At 68.5% G+C, this 13,608-nt stretch carries 12 protein-coding genes; 8 read left to right on the forward strand and 4 right to left on the reverse strand.

The genetic code is table 11. The annotated features are described in order from the left end of the window. The first annotated feature begins 114 nt into the window (after window positions 1-114). From C4F17_RS32985 to C4F17_RS28160, 6 genes are all read left to right on the forward strand, one after another. Window positions 115-252 carry a hypothetical protein gene (locus tag C4F17_RS32985; protein WP_155742628.1) on the forward strand — a complete coding sequence of 46 codons (138 nt, stop codon included), beginning with the start codon at window positions 115-117 and terminating at the stop codon, window positions 250-252. Beyond that, complete coding sequence (locus tag C4F17_RS28140) at window positions 249-2,267, forward strand: FUSC family protein (RefSeq protein ID WP_106937804.1); 2,019 nt, start codon at window positions 249-251, stop codon at window positions 2,265-2,267. The genes C4F17_RS32985 and C4F17_RS28140 overlap by 4 nt, the downstream gene beginning before the upstream one ends. Further along, on the forward strand, window positions 2,264-2,476 hold the full coding sequence (locus C4F17_RS28145; RefSeq protein ID WP_106937805.1) for a DUF1656 domain-containing protein: 213 nt from the start codon (window positions 2,264-2,266) through the stop codon (window positions 2,474-2,476). The genes C4F17_RS28140 and C4F17_RS28145 overlap by 4 nt, the downstream gene beginning before the upstream one ends. 20 nt (window positions 2,477-2,496) lie before the next feature. Continuing rightward, complete coding sequence (locus tag C4F17_RS28150; RefSeq protein WP_106937806.1) at window positions 2,497-3,480, forward strand: efflux RND transporter periplasmic adaptor subunit; 984 nt, start codon at window positions 2,497-2,499, stop codon at window positions 3,478-3,480. Further along, on the forward strand, window positions 3,477-4,934 hold the full coding sequence (locus C4F17_RS28155; protein ID WP_106937807.1) for an efflux transporter outer membrane subunit: 1,458 nt from the start codon (window positions 3,477-3,479) through the stop codon (window positions 4,932-4,934). The genes C4F17_RS28150 and C4F17_RS28155 overlap by 4 nt, the downstream gene beginning before the upstream one ends. A gap of 98 nt (window positions 4,935-5,032) precedes the next feature. Further along, window positions 5,033-5,908, forward strand: coding sequence for a LysR family transcriptional regulator (locus C4F17_RS28160; protein WP_234383117.1), 876 nt, complete (start codon window positions 5,033-5,035; stop codon window positions 5,906-5,908). Between the two features lie 82 nt (window positions 5,909-5,990). On the opposite strand, the gene C4F17_RS28165 is transcribed toward C4F17_RS28160, so the two are convergent. The 3 genes from C4F17_RS28165 to C4F17_RS28175 are packed head-to-tail and all read right to left on the reverse strand — an operon-like array spanning window position 5,991 to window position 9,465. Continuing rightward, window positions 5,991-6,968, reverse strand: a complete 978-nt coding sequence (locus tag C4F17_RS28165; protein ID WP_106937809.1) for a Bug family tripartite tricarboxylate transporter substrate binding protein — start codon at window positions 6,966-6,968, stop codon at window positions 5,991-5,993. Window positions 6,969-7,000: 32 nt separating this feature from the next. After that, complete coding sequence (locus C4F17_RS28170; RefSeq protein ID WP_106937810.1) at window positions 7,001-8,260, reverse strand: DUF1254 domain-containing protein; 1,260 nt, start codon at window positions 8,258-8,260, stop codon at window positions 7,001-7,003. Then, window positions 8,257-9,465, reverse strand: coding sequence for a CaiB/BaiF CoA transferase family protein (locus C4F17_RS28175; RefSeq protein WP_106937811.1), 1,209 nt, complete (start codon window positions 9,463-9,465; stop codon window positions 8,257-8,259). Before C4F17_RS28175 ends, C4F17_RS28170 begins: the two co-directional genes overlap by 4 nt. Window positions 9,466-9,553: 88 nt before the next feature. Here C4F17_RS28175 and C4F17_RS28180 point away from each other — a divergent pair, with 88 nt between their 5' ends. Further along, the gene (locus tag C4F17_RS28180; protein WP_106938486.1) at window positions 9,554-10,519 is read left to right on the forward strand and encodes a LysR family transcriptional regulator; all 966 of its coding nucleotides are present in this window, start codon (window positions 9,554-9,556) and stop codon (window positions 10,517-10,519) included. 21 nt (window positions 10,520-10,540) lie between these two features. Here C4F17_RS28180 and C4F17_RS28185 read toward each other — a convergent pair whose 3' ends face one another. Continuing rightward, on the reverse strand, window positions 10,541-12,562 hold the full coding sequence (locus tag C4F17_RS28185) for a helix-turn-helix domain-containing protein (RefSeq protein ID WP_106937812.1): 2,022 nt from the start codon (window positions 12,560-12,562) through the stop codon (window positions 10,541-10,543). Between the two features lie 201 nt (window positions 12,563-12,763). On the opposite strand from C4F17_RS28185, the gene C4F17_RS28190 reads away from it, so the two are divergent. Further along, complete coding sequence (locus C4F17_RS28190; RefSeq protein ID WP_081270320.1) at window positions 12,764-13,555, forward strand: SDR family oxidoreductase; 792 nt, start codon at window positions 12,764-12,766, stop codon at window positions 13,553-13,555. Window positions 13,556-13,608: the final 53 nt, after the last annotated feature.

Consider the following 13,608-nt stretch of genomic DNA (forward strand, 5'->3'; position numbering starts at 1 on the left):
TTCAGCCTTGGAATCAGTGCTCGGTCTCAATCCCCCTCAGCGATGGCCGAAAAGAGAAGTCATTCGTCCAAGTTTGCAATTCTCGACTCGTATGCCGCTCAGTAGCATCGTCGCATGAAAATGATTCGCAATAAGAATGAAGTGGTTTCGGTTCAGGCACTCCTCATTCTTCTCATCGGCCTGGCGCTGATTGGCTCGCACTACTGTTTGGTAGGCAAGCGTGCTCGTGAGATTCATCGAGGCGCAGCATGATCGCGCGACCTCGTTTCTCCCGACAGGAGTTGCTCTTTTCTCTCAAGAGCTTTGCCGCAGCCATGCTTGCGCTCTACCTGTCGAGCCGCTTTGCGCTGCCTCGGCCCTTCTGGGCCATGATGACCGCCTACATCGTAGCCCACCCGCTGGCCAGCAATGTGCGCTCCAAGGCTCTCTACCGCTTCCTGGGCACGTTGCTAGGGTGCGCAGCGACCGTGGTGCTCGTCCCCTCGCTGTCCGGGTCCCCGGAACTCCTGTCGCTGGCTTTGGCGCTGTGGGTGGGGCTTTGCCTTTATCTTTCGCTGCTGGACCGAAGCGCGCGTTCCTATGTCTTCATGCTGGCCGGCTACTCAGCCGCATTGATCGGTTTCCCGTTGGTCGAAGCGCCCGCGGCGATGTTCGACACAGCCGTCGCACGGGTCACTGAAATCGGGTTGGGCATCCTGTGTGCCAGTTGGGTCCACAGCCTCGTGCTTCCCAACGGCCTGGGTCCGTCCCTGCTTGGCGTGATGGATCGTGCACTCGGCGATGCGCGGCAATGGCTCACAGACCTGCTGCGCGAGACGCCCGCCAAAGGACTGGACCCTCGAATCCCGGCGGACCGCCAGCGGCTGGCACTGGACATCACGCAACTGCGCCTGCTCTCCACGCATGTGCCCTTCGACACCGGACTGCGCTGGAGCGGGGGCGCCATCGACGCGCTGCGATACCGTGTGACCGCCCTCACCCCGGTGCTGTCGGCAGTTGAAGATTGCCTGCAAGCGCTGTGCACCGCCACAGGTGGTGTGCCGGATGACATCGGCTCGACCTTCGCGCAGCATTCGGGCTGGCTGGACCCACGCGCGACGAGCGCGGGAGTGGACGACGCATGCGCCGCCTTTCGCGCCATTGCGGACGGTCCGGCCGCTTCGCCGTGGATCCTCGCGCTGCGGATCGATCTGGCAACCCGCTTGGAGGATCTGGTCGCGCACTGGGATGCCTGCACCACGCTGCGCAACGATATCGATGCCGGCATTGCCGGAAACCCGGTGCCCCTGCGGCGCACCCCGGCCCTGGCTCGCGGGGCGCTCCACCTGGACAGAGGGCTCGCGCTGCGCTCGGCGATCACTGCGGTGTCGGGCACCTGTCTATCGTGTGTCCTGTGGATCGCGACGGGCTGGCCTTCGGGATCCGCCATGGCGATGAGCGCCGCCGTCTTCTGCAGCTTCTTCGCCACCATGGACGATCCGGTGCCTGCGATGCACAAGTTCATCACGGCGCTGTTGTGGTCCTTGCCCGTGTCGGCCTTTTGTGTCCTGGCTGTCATGCCTTGGGCACATGACTTTGGCATGCTAGTCTTGTGCATCGCGCCTGTGTTTCTGGTGATCGGCTGCTACATGGCACGACCAGCCAGTTCCCTGTCGGCCCTTGGCATGTTCTTCGGTGTCGCCGGAACGCTCGCCCTTCAAGACACAGCCACCGCCGATTGGGTGAGCTTCATCAGTTCCAACCTGGCCCTGTTCGCGGGTGCGGTGATCGCGGCCCGCGTCACCGCGCTCATGCGCAGCGTGGGGCGTGACTGGACAGCCAAGCGCATACGCCGTGCGGCATGGCACGACCTCGCCGATCTGGCCGCCCATCCGCAGCACGCGTCCACCCGACACGCCTTTGGCTCACGCATGCTCGACAGGATTGCGCTGCTGGCGCCGCGCGTCGCTCCCGACGGTCCTGAAGAGGTCCAGGTCGCGGCACACCGCGCGCTGCGCGAACTGCGCATGGGGGCGGACATCGCTGCACTGCAGCGGCATCGCGGGAGCCTTCCTGGAGAACCCCTCGCTCGCCTCTTCGGGGAATTGGCCCGCATCTTCCGCGCCCATGTGGCGGGAGCACCGCCGCGTCATGCGCCGCTGCTGCCGCATGTCGATCGGCTGTTGCTAGGCGCGCTGACTGCAGATACCGAGCGGCCTGCCATTGCGGCACTCGTTGGCCTTCGACGCAACCTCTTTCCAACCGCTCCCCCCACGCTCCAACCATGATCGAAGTCAACATTTTTGGCGTGCAGTTGCCCTGGCTCTTGGTCGTCGCAGGCGGCGCGCTGCCGTGCTCCTGGGCAACGCGGCGCCTGCTGGCCCTCTTCGGTGCTTACCGATGGATCTGGCACCCGGCCCTGTTTGACCTCGCGCTGTACGTCCTGGTGCTGTGCGCCTTGGCTTCTCTCACTGGCGCAACCGCCACCTCGTCTTGAAATCCGGACCGCTTCAACCCATGAAATCTGACGCCCTTCCCTTGCCTGCCTGGACTTCGCGTCTTGCCCGTCCCGTCGTTCGTCTGTTGGTCACCGCGCTGATGGTGGCCGCAGCCGGCTGGGTGGGGTGGCGCTTATGGGACCACTATGAACTCGCCCCCTGGACACGCAACGGACGCGTGCGGGCCAATGTCGTGCAAGTCACGCCTGACGTGTCTGGCATCGTCACGAACGTGGCCGTGCACGACAACCAGTCCGTTGCCGCTGGCGCCTTGCTTTTCTCGGTGGACACGGCCCGCTTCGAGCTGGCGCGGGAACAAGCCCAGGCCGCCGTCGCGACGCAACGCGTCGCGATCGGCAACCAGCGCATCACACTCGCTCAGGCGCAGCGCGAGAGCCAGCGCAATTCCGGCCTGGGCGATTTGATCTCGCTGGAAGCTCGCGAGCAGTCGCGCCTGAAGGTGGACCAGGCCAAAAGCGCGCTTCAAGCGGCCGAAGCGGCATTGCGACAGGCGCAGGTCGCATTGAACACGGCGACGTTGAACCTGGAACGCACCCAGGTGCGTGCACCCACCGCCGGCCTGATCACCAACCTCGACCTGCGCCAGGGTGCCTACGCAAGCGCCGGACACCCCGTGATGGCGTTGGTCGACACGAGTTCCATCTATGTCGAAGGCTACTTCGAGGAAAACAAGTTGGCTCGGATCCATCACGGCGACCGCGTGCGGGTCACGCCCATGGGCAACGCGGCGCTCGAGGGCACCGTCGAGAGCATCGCTGCCGGGATCGCCGACCGTGACCGCAGCACCAGCACCAACCTGCTTCCCAGCGTCAATCCCACATTCAATTGGGTGCGGCTTGCGCAGCGCGTGCCGGTGCGCGTGAAGCTCGATCAGATGCCTGCGAGCACCCGCTTGGTGGCAGGCCAGACGGTCACCGTTGAAATACTTGAGACTGTTCGGACCACGGATGCCAAGGCCCGGGCTTCAGAAAGCCGGGGATGAACGCCATGTCCCCACTCCTTGCCGCCGTCACGGCAGGCGCACTGCTCGCCGGTTGTGCCCTCCCGCCCGTGGGCCCGGACTACGTGTCCCCCGCCCCCCTGTCTTCGGCGCAATCCGCCTCCGCAGGCACCTTCGGATCTGCGAGCGGCGCTGCGGCGGATACGACGCTGCCGCCACGCTGGTGGAGGCTCTACGACGACCGGCAGTTGGACGCGTTGGTCACACAGGCGCTGGCACACAACACCGACCTGCGGCAGGCCGTGGCCACCCTGGAACGCTACCGGGCGCTGGAGGCCGAGGCGCGCGGAAATGAGAAGCCGATGGTCGCGGCCAGCGGGGGTCCCGGCTTCGGGCACGTATCGGGCTTGAGCCTCCTGCAGCGTGGCGGCGAACCGCCCAGCCGCGGCACCTACAGCGCCGGCATTTCCTTGTCGTATCAGTTGGACCTGTACGGCCAACTGCGTCGCGCCATCGAAGCGGCCGAAGCCGGCTCTGGCGCCGCCCAGGCGGCGTTGGACCTTGTACGTGTGAGCGTCGCCGGCGGCGTGGCACATGCCTATGCGCAAGCATGTTCAAGCGGCTATCGCTTGCGCGCCACGCAGGCGTCGGTTCATCTGCAGGAAGAGGCTCTGCGACTCTCCGATCGGCTCCAACAAGCGGGCAAGGTGGGGGAAATCGACATGGCACGTGCGCAAGGCCAATTGGAACAACTGCGTGCTGCACTGCCGCCGCTTCGGGCACAGCGCCAAGGCGCGTTGTACCGGCTGGCAACGCTGACCGGCGCGGCACCTCGCGACTTCCCTGCGGCGGTGGCCGCATGCGAGCAACCGCCGCGCGTGGCAGGACTGCTTCCGGTAGGAGACGGCGCTGCGCTGCTGCGCCGGAGGCCCGATGTGCGCCAAGCGGAGCGCAGCGTGGCCATTGCCACTGCCCAGATCGGCGTCGCAACAGCCGACCTCTACCCGAAAGTGTCGCTGGGTCTCTCGGCCAGCTCAGCAGGCTTCCTGGCAAGATTTGGAAACCGGGAAACGCTCAGCTACAGCCTGGGCCCGTTGATCAACTGGACGCTACCCAACGCCGGCGTTGCCCGCGCTCGCATCGCGCAGGCCGAGGCGGCCACCCGGGTTGCCGCTGCCCGCTTCGACGGGACTGTACTGACGGCACTGCGCGAGGTCGAAACGGCATTGGATGCCTACGCACGCGAGTTGGAACGTCATGACGCGCTTCTGGCTGCGCAAGAACAAAGTGCCATCGTCGCCCGGCAGGCCCGCACACTCTATGTGAACGGCAAGACGGGTCAGCTCGAATCACTGGATGCGGAGCGCACCCTGGCAGCCAGCGAAGCCGCTCTGGCAATGTCGGCAGCCCAGTTGGCAGAGGACCAGGTCGCCGTGTTCATGGCGCTGGGCGGCGGCTGGGAAACCGACGATGCCCCCGTGAGTGGCGTGCGCTAGCCACGCCTTGGCGTTGCTGAAGCGAAACATGAGGCAGACGGAAACTCCACTGCGTGCGTCCGAGCGGGACGGGTTGGTCAATGGACGGGCTTAATCTCTTGAAGACATTCCTGGAGGTCGCCAACGTCGGCAGCTTCTCGCGCGCAGCGGGCAAGCTCGGAATCTCCAAGGCCAGCGCGAGCAAGCATGTCGCGACGCTTGAGTCGCGCTTCAACGTGCGGCTCTTGAACCGCTCGACGCGCTCGGTGACATTGACCGATGCTGGCAGGCTTCTCCAGCTTCGCAGCGCGCCGCTGATGGAGATGGTCGAGTCGACGCAGAGCGAATTGCAGGCGCATGGTTCGCGCCCAAGCGGTCGTCTGCGCGTCGCGGGGCTTCATGGGCTCGTGCAAACCGACTTTCCGAGCCTGCTGAGCGAGTTCCTCACGCTCTATCCAGATGTCCATATCGACCTGCAGATCGGCAATCGTGTGGTCGATCTCGTGGAGGAAGGTGTCGACGTTGCCCTTCGATTCGGGCGCATTGGTGATGAGAACCTGATCGTGCGCCGCCTCCAACGCGTGGAACTCACGCTTTGCGCCACGCCTGGCTACTGGGCCAAGCGCGGCATTCCTCAGACGCCCGACGACATGCGATGGCACGACGTGCTCACCTACTCGCTATCGGCGGGCGCACCGCACATTCCCTTCGAAGTTGATGGCGAACCATACAACCTCCCGATCTACGGACGCATGGATGCCAACGACTCAAGCACGCTCATCGCCGCGGCGCTCGCCGGCATCGGCGCGGTGTGTGTGCCGGCGTTGCTGGCTCAGCCGCACACAGAACGCGGCGGCCTGGTCCCAGTGCTCAAGGAATTCATGCCCCGTGACATCTGGCTGTACGCAGCGTATACGCAGCGCCGGCACAACAGCGCAGCCCTGCGAGCCCTGCTGAAGCTGCTTGAAACGCGCATGGGGGGGCAGCGCACATGACCATCCGACCTAGAAGCGGAGCGCCGAGACACATCCATTCACAGTTGCCCGCCACGTATCGCTGGATCTCGCGGAAGGTCGATCACTCCGCCGTGATATTGGCCGACTTGATGATCTGCGCCCACTTGCGCGTCTCGCTGGCGATGAACGCGCTGAACTCGGCGCTGGTGCTGCCGCGCAATTGCAGTCCCGCTGCCTCGGCCTTGCGGCGGACCTCCGGGTCGGCCACCGCGGCGTTGATCTCGGCATTGAGCCGCGCCACGATGGCAGCCGGCGTTCCGGCCGGCGCGAGCATGCCGTACCAGCCGTAGCCCACGACGGACGGCAGCCCCTGCTCGCGCAAGGTCGGCGCATCCGGGTAGAGCGGCGTGCGCTCTTCGTTGGCGACGCCCAGGACCCGCAGCTTCCCGGCCTGGATATGCGGCACGGCGGTCGAGATGGCTGTCAGCGTCGCGTCGAGCCGCCCGGCGAGCAGATCGGTGTAGGCGGGCGCATCGCCGCGGTACTGCACGACGACGCCTTTCGCCTCAGCGGCGCGCAGCAGCAGCTCGGCCGTCAGGTGCGGCGCCGAGCCGGCGCCGGGCGAGCCGAAGCTCACGCCATTGGCATGCGCCTTCGCATACTTGATGAATTCCGCAAGCGTCTTGTAAGGCGCATCGGCATTGACCACCAGGAACAGGGGTGCGATCGCCGTGCTGGCGATCGAAGCGAAGCTCTTGTGCACGTCGTACGGCAGGTCCTTGTAGAGCGCCTCGCCGATGGCGATCGGGGCGGCCGCATGCAGCAGCGTGTAGCCGTCGGCCGGTGCCTTGGCCACGAAGTCGTTCGCGATGCGCGTGCCTGCGCCGGCCTTGTTGTCCACCACGATGGCCTGCCCCAGCCTGCGCCCGAGGAAGTCGCCGAGCACGCGCGTGAGGATGTCGTTCGAGCCGCCCGCGCCGTAGGGCGAGACCATGCGGATCGGCCTTGCCGGCCAGGCCTGCGCCTGGCTCGGCAGACACCAGGGCATCGCCAGGCCCGCCGCGGCTGCGGTGAGAAGTTGTCTGCGGGTCGTTGTCATGTGTTCTTGTCTCCGTGGGTTTTCTTGGGATGTCAGACCGGCTCGATGGGCGGATAGTCGAACCGCAATTCCAGGTGATCGGCATGCGGCTGGTAGAGCCGCAGCACGACGTAGAACGGCTCGCCCGCGGGTGCCGGAAGCCAGTTGGCGCCGGGTCCCGGGTCGTCGGCCTGCAGCCGGATGACCAGGCCGCCGTCGGGATCGTGCCTCAGGCCCGGGGTGCGGTCGCCGATCGAATACCGATCGATCGGATTCGCCACGAACAGGCAGTCGCTGCGACGGTACATCGTGAGCGACCAGAAGGCCCCCACCTTGAGCCCCTTGCCCGGTGCGAAGCGCAGCGCGTAGCGCCGCGATCCGTCCAGCGGCGCGCCGCGCGCGTCCACCTCGGCGGTGGGATACATCGCCTCCTCCACGCCCAGCGCGCCGATGAAGTTGCGGGCGATGCGCGCGCGCGTGAGGTGGTCGTCGCCCCAGTGCGTCTTCACCATGACCGGGATCGCCCAGCCGCCGCCCAGGTCGTGGGGCTGGTTGCCGGTGCGCAGCCGCTCGTACACGGCGGGCAGCGCGGTCGCGAGCTCGGCCTCCATGGGCGGCCATGCAAGGGTTTCTCCGGCCGGCACCGGATTGCGCCGCAGCGCGGCGCTCACGATGGCCAGGTACGGCGCTGACGCTGGCGCACCGGTGTCGCGTGCGTCGAGCCATGTGTCCACGCGCATGGCGGCATCGCTGCCGTCCGGTCGCACGAGTCTCATCGCGCGTTGCGCGTCGCGCACGCGGGCGGCGTCCTCGCCGTCGTCCTCCACGAGGTGGCGCCCGATCAGCCACACGTCGTCGCCGGGGGCGGCCACGGTCTGCGTGATGCCGGACGGCACCGCGCCGCGCCAGCCGGGGCCATGCACCAGCGTGCGCTGGGGCCGGTTGCCGGTCGTGCGCCGCCCGACGTAGGCGAACGGGTTGGTCCACGCATCCAGCAGCCCCAGCGTCCAGTAGCGCTCGCCCATGTCCGGCGTCTCGATGACGACGGGTCCTTCACAGAGGTCCAGCCAGGCGTTGCTGTAGACCGTGTCGTTGTTCGGGCTGACGACCTCCCTGTCCTGCGGGCCGAGCCGGCGATGGGTGTGCGTGAACTGGTTGACCCAGCGCATGGCCGATGCGGGATCCGGCGCCGCGAAACCGAGGACCGGATGGCGTCGCGCGGTGGTCGCCGCGCGCATGCGCATCATCTCGAACAGCGGCAGCGTCTGTTTCACCACGTCTTCGCAGCCGCGGGGGATGGCGGCGTTCGTCATGCGACAGCTCCGGCGCGGCGAAGGCCCGCGATCTCGTCCGCCGAGAGGCCGAGCTCGGCCAGCAGCCGGTCGGTGTCGGCCCCGCACGCAGGCGCGGCCGGCGGATTGGCGCGCGGCGCATCGCCCAGCCGGTAGGGCAGCGCCAGCGAGGGATAGCGCCGGCCGTCGGCGCCTGGCGCATCGACCAGCAGTCCGCTCGCCTGCACGTCCGCGCTCTGCAGCACCTGCGCGTAGCTGCGAACGAAGCCGACGACGATCTGGTTGCGGCTCAGCAGCGCCACGCATTCCTCGCTGGTGTACGAAGACAGGCATTCGCGCAGCACCACGCGAAGCTCGCCGCGGTGCTGCACGCGCAGGGCGTTGGTGCAAAACCGCGGATCGCTCGCGAGCGACGCGCGCCCCACCACGCGGCAAAAGCGCGCCCAATGCTCGTCCGCGTAGGCCGACAGCACGATGTGCCCGTCGCGCGTGGGCACGACCTCCGCCGCCGGCGCGTTGTTGGGCTGGCCGTCGCCGATGCGCGTGGGCTCCGGGGCGCCGCCGAGGTAGTCGCACCAGGTGGTGGCCTGCAGATGCAGCGCCACCTCCAGCAGCGAGGTGCGCAGCGTCTCGCCCACGCCGGTCTGCGCGCGGCCATAGAGCGCGGCCAGCACCGCCTGCGCGCCCAGGTGCGCGGCGGCCGCGTCGATGATCGGCACGCCTACCTTCTGCGGCAGGCGGTCGGGTTCGCCCGTGACCGACATCAGCCCGCTCTCGGCCTGCGCCGCGATGTCGTAGCCGGGGCGCGCGCTCGACGGGCCCTGGTCGCCGAAGCCGGAGATCGACAGGTAGATGACCTTCGGAAACCGCGCGCGCACCTCGGCCGGGCCGAGGCCCAGGGCCTCCACGGCGCCGGGGCGCAGGTTCTGGATCACGACGTCGCAGCCGCCGATCAGGCGCCACGCGATGTCGCGCCCGGCCTCGCTCTTGAGGTCCAGCGCGATCGACTGCTTGCCGCGGCTGTACGCGCGGATCATCGACTCGCCGTAGCGGCCGATGTGCCGGGCCTGGTCGCCCGCCAGCGGTTCGATCTTGATCACCTGCGCGCCCAGCTCGGCCAGCACCATGGCCGCGCCGGGCCCGGCGATGTACTGCCCCATGTCGATCACGCGCACGTTCTTCAGGGGCACGGCGGGCCCGGATGTCTCTTGGGTCGTTGCATTCATCGGAGCGAACGTTATCGCCTTCCCCGATTCTTGAAAATTCGATAATCGTGAGGGAGTGATCACGAACAGCTATGCCACCGGATGCGACATGGACACCAAGACCGACCGCCTGATCCGCACATTGCGCCTGCGCCACCTGGAGCTTCTCGCCGTGCTTTCCGAAGCCCGCACCATGCGCGGCGCGGCCACGCGGCTGCACCTGAGCCAGCCCGCGATCAGCAAGATGCTCGGCGAGATCGAGGGCTGCTTCGGCGCGCGGCTTTTCGAGCGCAGCCACCAGGGCATCCATGCGAATGCGCTGGGCGCGAGCGCGGCCTTCAGGGCGCGCGCGGTGCTCAACGAGCTGGCCCGCGCGACCGAGGACGTCGACGCGATGCAAAGCGGGATCACCGCGGTGCTGCGCGTGGGCGCACCCTCGGTGACCGCGGCCGTTCCGGCGGCCATCGTCGAGCTGCGGCGGCGCATGCCCGGCGCCGCCGTGCAGCTGCGCGAGGGCCGCGTGCATGAACTCATCCACCGCCTGCTCGACGGCGAGCTCGACTGCGTCTTCGGCGCCATCACGCCCGAGCTCGTCGCCAGCGACCTGATTCCCATGCTCGAGCCCGTGGTGCTGCTGGAAGACGAACTCTGCGTGCTGGCCTCCTGCGCGAACGAGGGCGTGGCCGGCCGCCGGCTGCGCTGGACCGACCTGCAGGCCGGCCCCTGGGTGCTGCCGCCGAAGGAAACCCTCGTGCGGCAGGCCTTCATGACCGCCTTTCTCAACAGCGGCGCGACGCCGCCCGTGCCCGTCATCGAGGCGCTCTCGTCGGTGACGATCGGCACCGTGCTTCGCAAGGACCCTTCGCTGCTGTGCGCGGTGCGCCTGGAGCACGCCGCGGACGAGGTCGCCCGCGGCGGCGTTCAACGGCTGAAGGTCCTGCCGAAGATGGTCCTGCCGTCATTTGGCCTGTTCTTCCGGCGCGACGGGATGGAGAGGCCGCCGGTCCTGGGTGCGTTCGCCGAGGCCATCCGGCGTGTCAGCGGTTCCCTGAAGAAAACGGGCGCGAGGCCGTAGCCCGCCACCGCGCTTGCGGCCTCAGCCGGGCTCGTCCTGCGGCCGTGGCTGCGCCATGCCCAGGCTCCACAGCCGCAGCGCCATGTGGATCTCCAGCGCCCGGCTGGCGCTGCCCCAGTGGCCCAGCAGCTCCTCGACGCTGGCCAGACGCTGGCGCACCGTGTTCACATGGATCCCCATGCGCACGGCCGTCGTCTTGGCGTTCTGGTTGCAGTCGAAGTAGGCCAGCAGCGTCGCCGTGAGCTCCGAGCCGCGCTTGCGGTCGTGGGACGTCAGCGCGCCGATGGTGGCGTCCAGGAAGGCATGGAGGCTGCCTTCGTCGTGCGTCTCGAACAGCACCGAGTACAGCGCCATCTCGTTCTGCCCGACGATGCACCCGCGCATGCCCAGGCGGCCCAGCACCGGCAGCGCGCGCCGCAGCGCCGCATACACGGCGGGCATCTCGGCCGCCGAGCGCACCGGGCGCGAGAGCACGCCGCGGTAGGCGTCGCCGAGCTCGCGGCGCGCGAAAGCAGAGAGCGCCTCCACGGCGTCCTGCGCCCTGGTGGCGGCACATGCGATGACCAGCGCCCCGTCGATCTCGTCCGTCACGTGGTCCCAGGCGGGCGCGCCCGCGCGCAGGCGCCGCGACCAGAAGCCGGGCCGGGGTTGCGCCATTTCCACCACCATCAGGGAGAGCGGTTGCGACAGATCCAGGCCGAAGCGCTCCGCGCGGTCACGCGTCAACGCGGGCTCGTCCTGGCGCGGCGAGACCAGCGTGCGCAGCAGTGCCGACACCTCGCGGCTCTTGCCCGCCTCCACGCGTTCCTGCGACAGCAGCACGATGCCGATGACGCTCGAGCTGCGCTCGAAGGTGCGCAGGCTTACGTCGCGCAGCTCCTCGCGCCTGAACAGCAGCACGGCGCCCAGCACCTCGCTGCCGCCGAGCACCGCGATCACGCGGCACAGCTCGCCCTGCGTGGAATACGCCACCACGGAACGCCCCGCCTGCCGGCTCTCGCGCAGCGCCCGCGCCAGTGCCGCGCTGTGCGCGTCATGGGGCGCGTAGGCGTCGGCGGCGGTGCCCGCATAGCCGGGGGCGCGTCCACGGCCGATGACCTCGCACGCCTCGTCGAGCACCAGCACGCTGCCGTCGAGCAGCTGCGCGACCGATTGGCACAGCGCGCCGAGCGAAGCGCCCTTGGCCAGCAGCGACGTGAGCTGCTCGTGCGCCTCGGCCGCGCCCTGCACGTCGCGCACGTGCCGCTCCAGTTCGCCGCGGGCCAGGTCGGCATGTTCGAGCGCCGCCGCGGCCTCCGCGAACGCCTTGGCGTTGTTGATGGCCACGGCCGCATGGGTGGCGAGCGTGCACAGGATCGACACATTGATGGCGGTGTGCGTGCGGTGGTAGCGGTCGGCCACGAACAGCAGCCCGATCACGTTGTCGTCGCACATCAGCGGCGCGCCGACGAGCGCAGCCACGCCTTCGGCGCGGAAGGTGTCGTCCAGCACCGGGTCGTGCGCGAAGCGGTTGTCGTGCAGGTAGTCGGGCGTGAAGAACGGCAGGCGGGTGGACATCACGATGCCCGCAACGCCCAGGTTGCGGGCCGCGGTCATCTTGCCCGTGCGCTCGGAGATGGCGCCGTCGGCCACGACCACCTGGAACTCGCCGCTGGCGGCGTCGTAGATGGTCAGCCAGCACAGGTGCGAGCCCATGAGGTGGCGCGCGCGCCCGACGATCGCCTTGAGCAGCCCGTTCAGGTCGAGGCGGCTCGACAGGTCCTGCGCGGATTCGATCACGGCGAGCATGCCGCGCTCGCGCTGCTCGTGCACCTCGAGCCGGTTGCGCAGCGCCATGGCCATGCGCACCAGCTCGACCAGGCCCGGCTTGCGCTGCACCGCGTCGGGCAGCGCCTCGACGCCGGCAAGCCGCGCCGCGAATTCCTCGGCCGGCGCGTTGCGGTGCAGCAGGCCCAGCAGCTCGGCGGCGATCTCGTCGGCATGGACGCTTGCATCGGCCGGCGACCCCGGCGCGCGGGCTCGTTCGGGAGACAGTAAGGACATAGGGCCGCGAAGGCTAGCAGAACGCTGCCGCCATGCCCATGGGTTGCAGCCCTGCCCCTGCGGGCTGTGAGGACGGGCGGCACCACGCGATCACATCGGCGCAGCCGCATCGATGTGCGCGGCGCACATAGTGCCGCGCAGCGCCGTTGCGGACACTGCGTGCAGCAAGCGGGAAGGCCGCGACACACACCACAGGAACACATGAGCATCATCGATTCACTGCGCCCGCCACCCGGCCTGCGCGTGCTGGTCAGCGCGGGGGCGGCGGGCATCGGCGCGGCGGTGGCCCTGGCATTCCGCGAGACGGGCGCGCGCGTGCATGTGTGCGACATCGACCGCTCCGCGCTCGAACGCCTCGCGCGCGAAGCGCCCGAACTCACCTACAGCACGGCCGACGCCTCGGTTCCCGAGGACGTGGAGCGCGTCTTCGACGACGTGCAGGGCGCGCTCGGCGGCCTCGACGTGCTGGTCAACAACGTGGGCATCGCCGGCCCCACCGGCGCGATCGAGGACCTCAAGCGCGCCGACTGGGAGCGCACCGTCTCGGTCAACCTGAACAGCCAGTTCTACTTCGCCCAGCGCGCGGTGCCGCTGCTCAGGCGCTCCACCATGGGCCCGAACCTCATCGCCATGAGCTCGGTCGCCGGCCGTCTCGGCTATGCCTACCGCACGCCCTACGCATCCACCAAGTGGGCCATCGTCGGGCTCATGAAGTCGCTGGCCATCGAGCTCGGCCCGCAGGGCGTGCGGGTCAACGCGATCCTTCCGGGCACCGTCGAGGGGGAGCGCATGAACGGCGTGATCGGTGCGCGCGCGGCCACCGCCGGCGTGTCGGTGGAGGCCATGCGCGCGGAGTACCTGCGCAAGATTTCGCTGCGCCGCATGGTCACCGTGGAGGACGTCGCCGCCATGGCGCTGTTCCTGAGCTCGCCCGCCGCGCGCAACCTGAGCGGCCAGGCCATCAGCGTCGACGGGAACATGGAATACCTCTGAGCCCCCTGCGCCGCACGCACAACGGGCACCCTATTTTTTCAAGAAGCATGGAG

This window comes from Variovorax sp. PMC12 (assembly GCF_003019815.1).
In the GTDB taxonomy this organism is placed as follows: Bacteria; Pseudomonadota; Gammaproteobacteria; order Burkholderiales; family Burkholderiaceae_C; genus Variovorax.

Bases quoted from the DNA above. Each gene is read 5' to 3' on its own strand.
- C4F17_RS28185 (WP_106937812.1), bottom strand. From the start codon at position 12,562: ATGTCCTTACTGTCTCCCGAACGAGCCCGCGCGCCGGGGTCGCCGGCC.
- C4F17_RS28140 (WP_106937804.1), top strand. From the start codon at position 249: ATGATCGCGCGACCTCGTTTCTCCCGACAGGAGTTGCTCTTTTCTCTC.
- C4F17_RS28170 (WP_106937810.1), bottom strand. From the start codon at position 8,260: ATGACGAACGCCGCCATCCCCCGCGGCTGCGAAGACGTGGTGAAACAG.
- C4F17_RS28155 (WP_106937807.1), top strand. From the start codon at position 3,477: ATGAACGCCATGTCCCCACTCCTTGCCGCCGTCACGGCAGGCGCACTG.
- C4F17_RS28165 (WP_106937809.1), bottom strand. From the start codon at position 6,968: ATGACAACGACCCGCAGACAACTTCTCACCGCAGCCGCGGCGGGCCTG.
- C4F17_RS28145 (WP_106937805.1), top strand. From the start codon at position 2,264: ATGATCGAAGTCAACATTTTTGGCGTGCAGTTGCCCTGGCTCTTGGTC.
- C4F17_RS32985 (WP_155742628.1), top strand. From the start codon at position 115: ATGAAAATGATTCGCAATAAGAATGAAGTGGTTTCGGTTCAGGCACTC.
- C4F17_RS28175 (WP_106937811.1), bottom strand. From the start codon at position 9,465: ATGAATGCAACGACCCAAGAGACATCCGGGCCCGCCGTGCCCCTGAAG.
- C4F17_RS28150 (WP_106937806.1), top strand. From the start codon at position 2,497: ATGAAATCTGACGCCCTTCCCTTGCCTGCCTGGACTTCGCGTCTTGCC.
- C4F17_RS28180 (WP_106938486.1), top strand. From the start codon at position 9,554: ATGGACACCAAGACCGACCGCCTGATCCGCACATTGCGCCTGCGCCAC.
- C4F17_RS28190 (WP_081270320.1), top strand. From the start codon at position 12,764: ATGAGCATCATCGATTCACTGCGCCCGCCACCCGGCCTGCGCGTGCTG.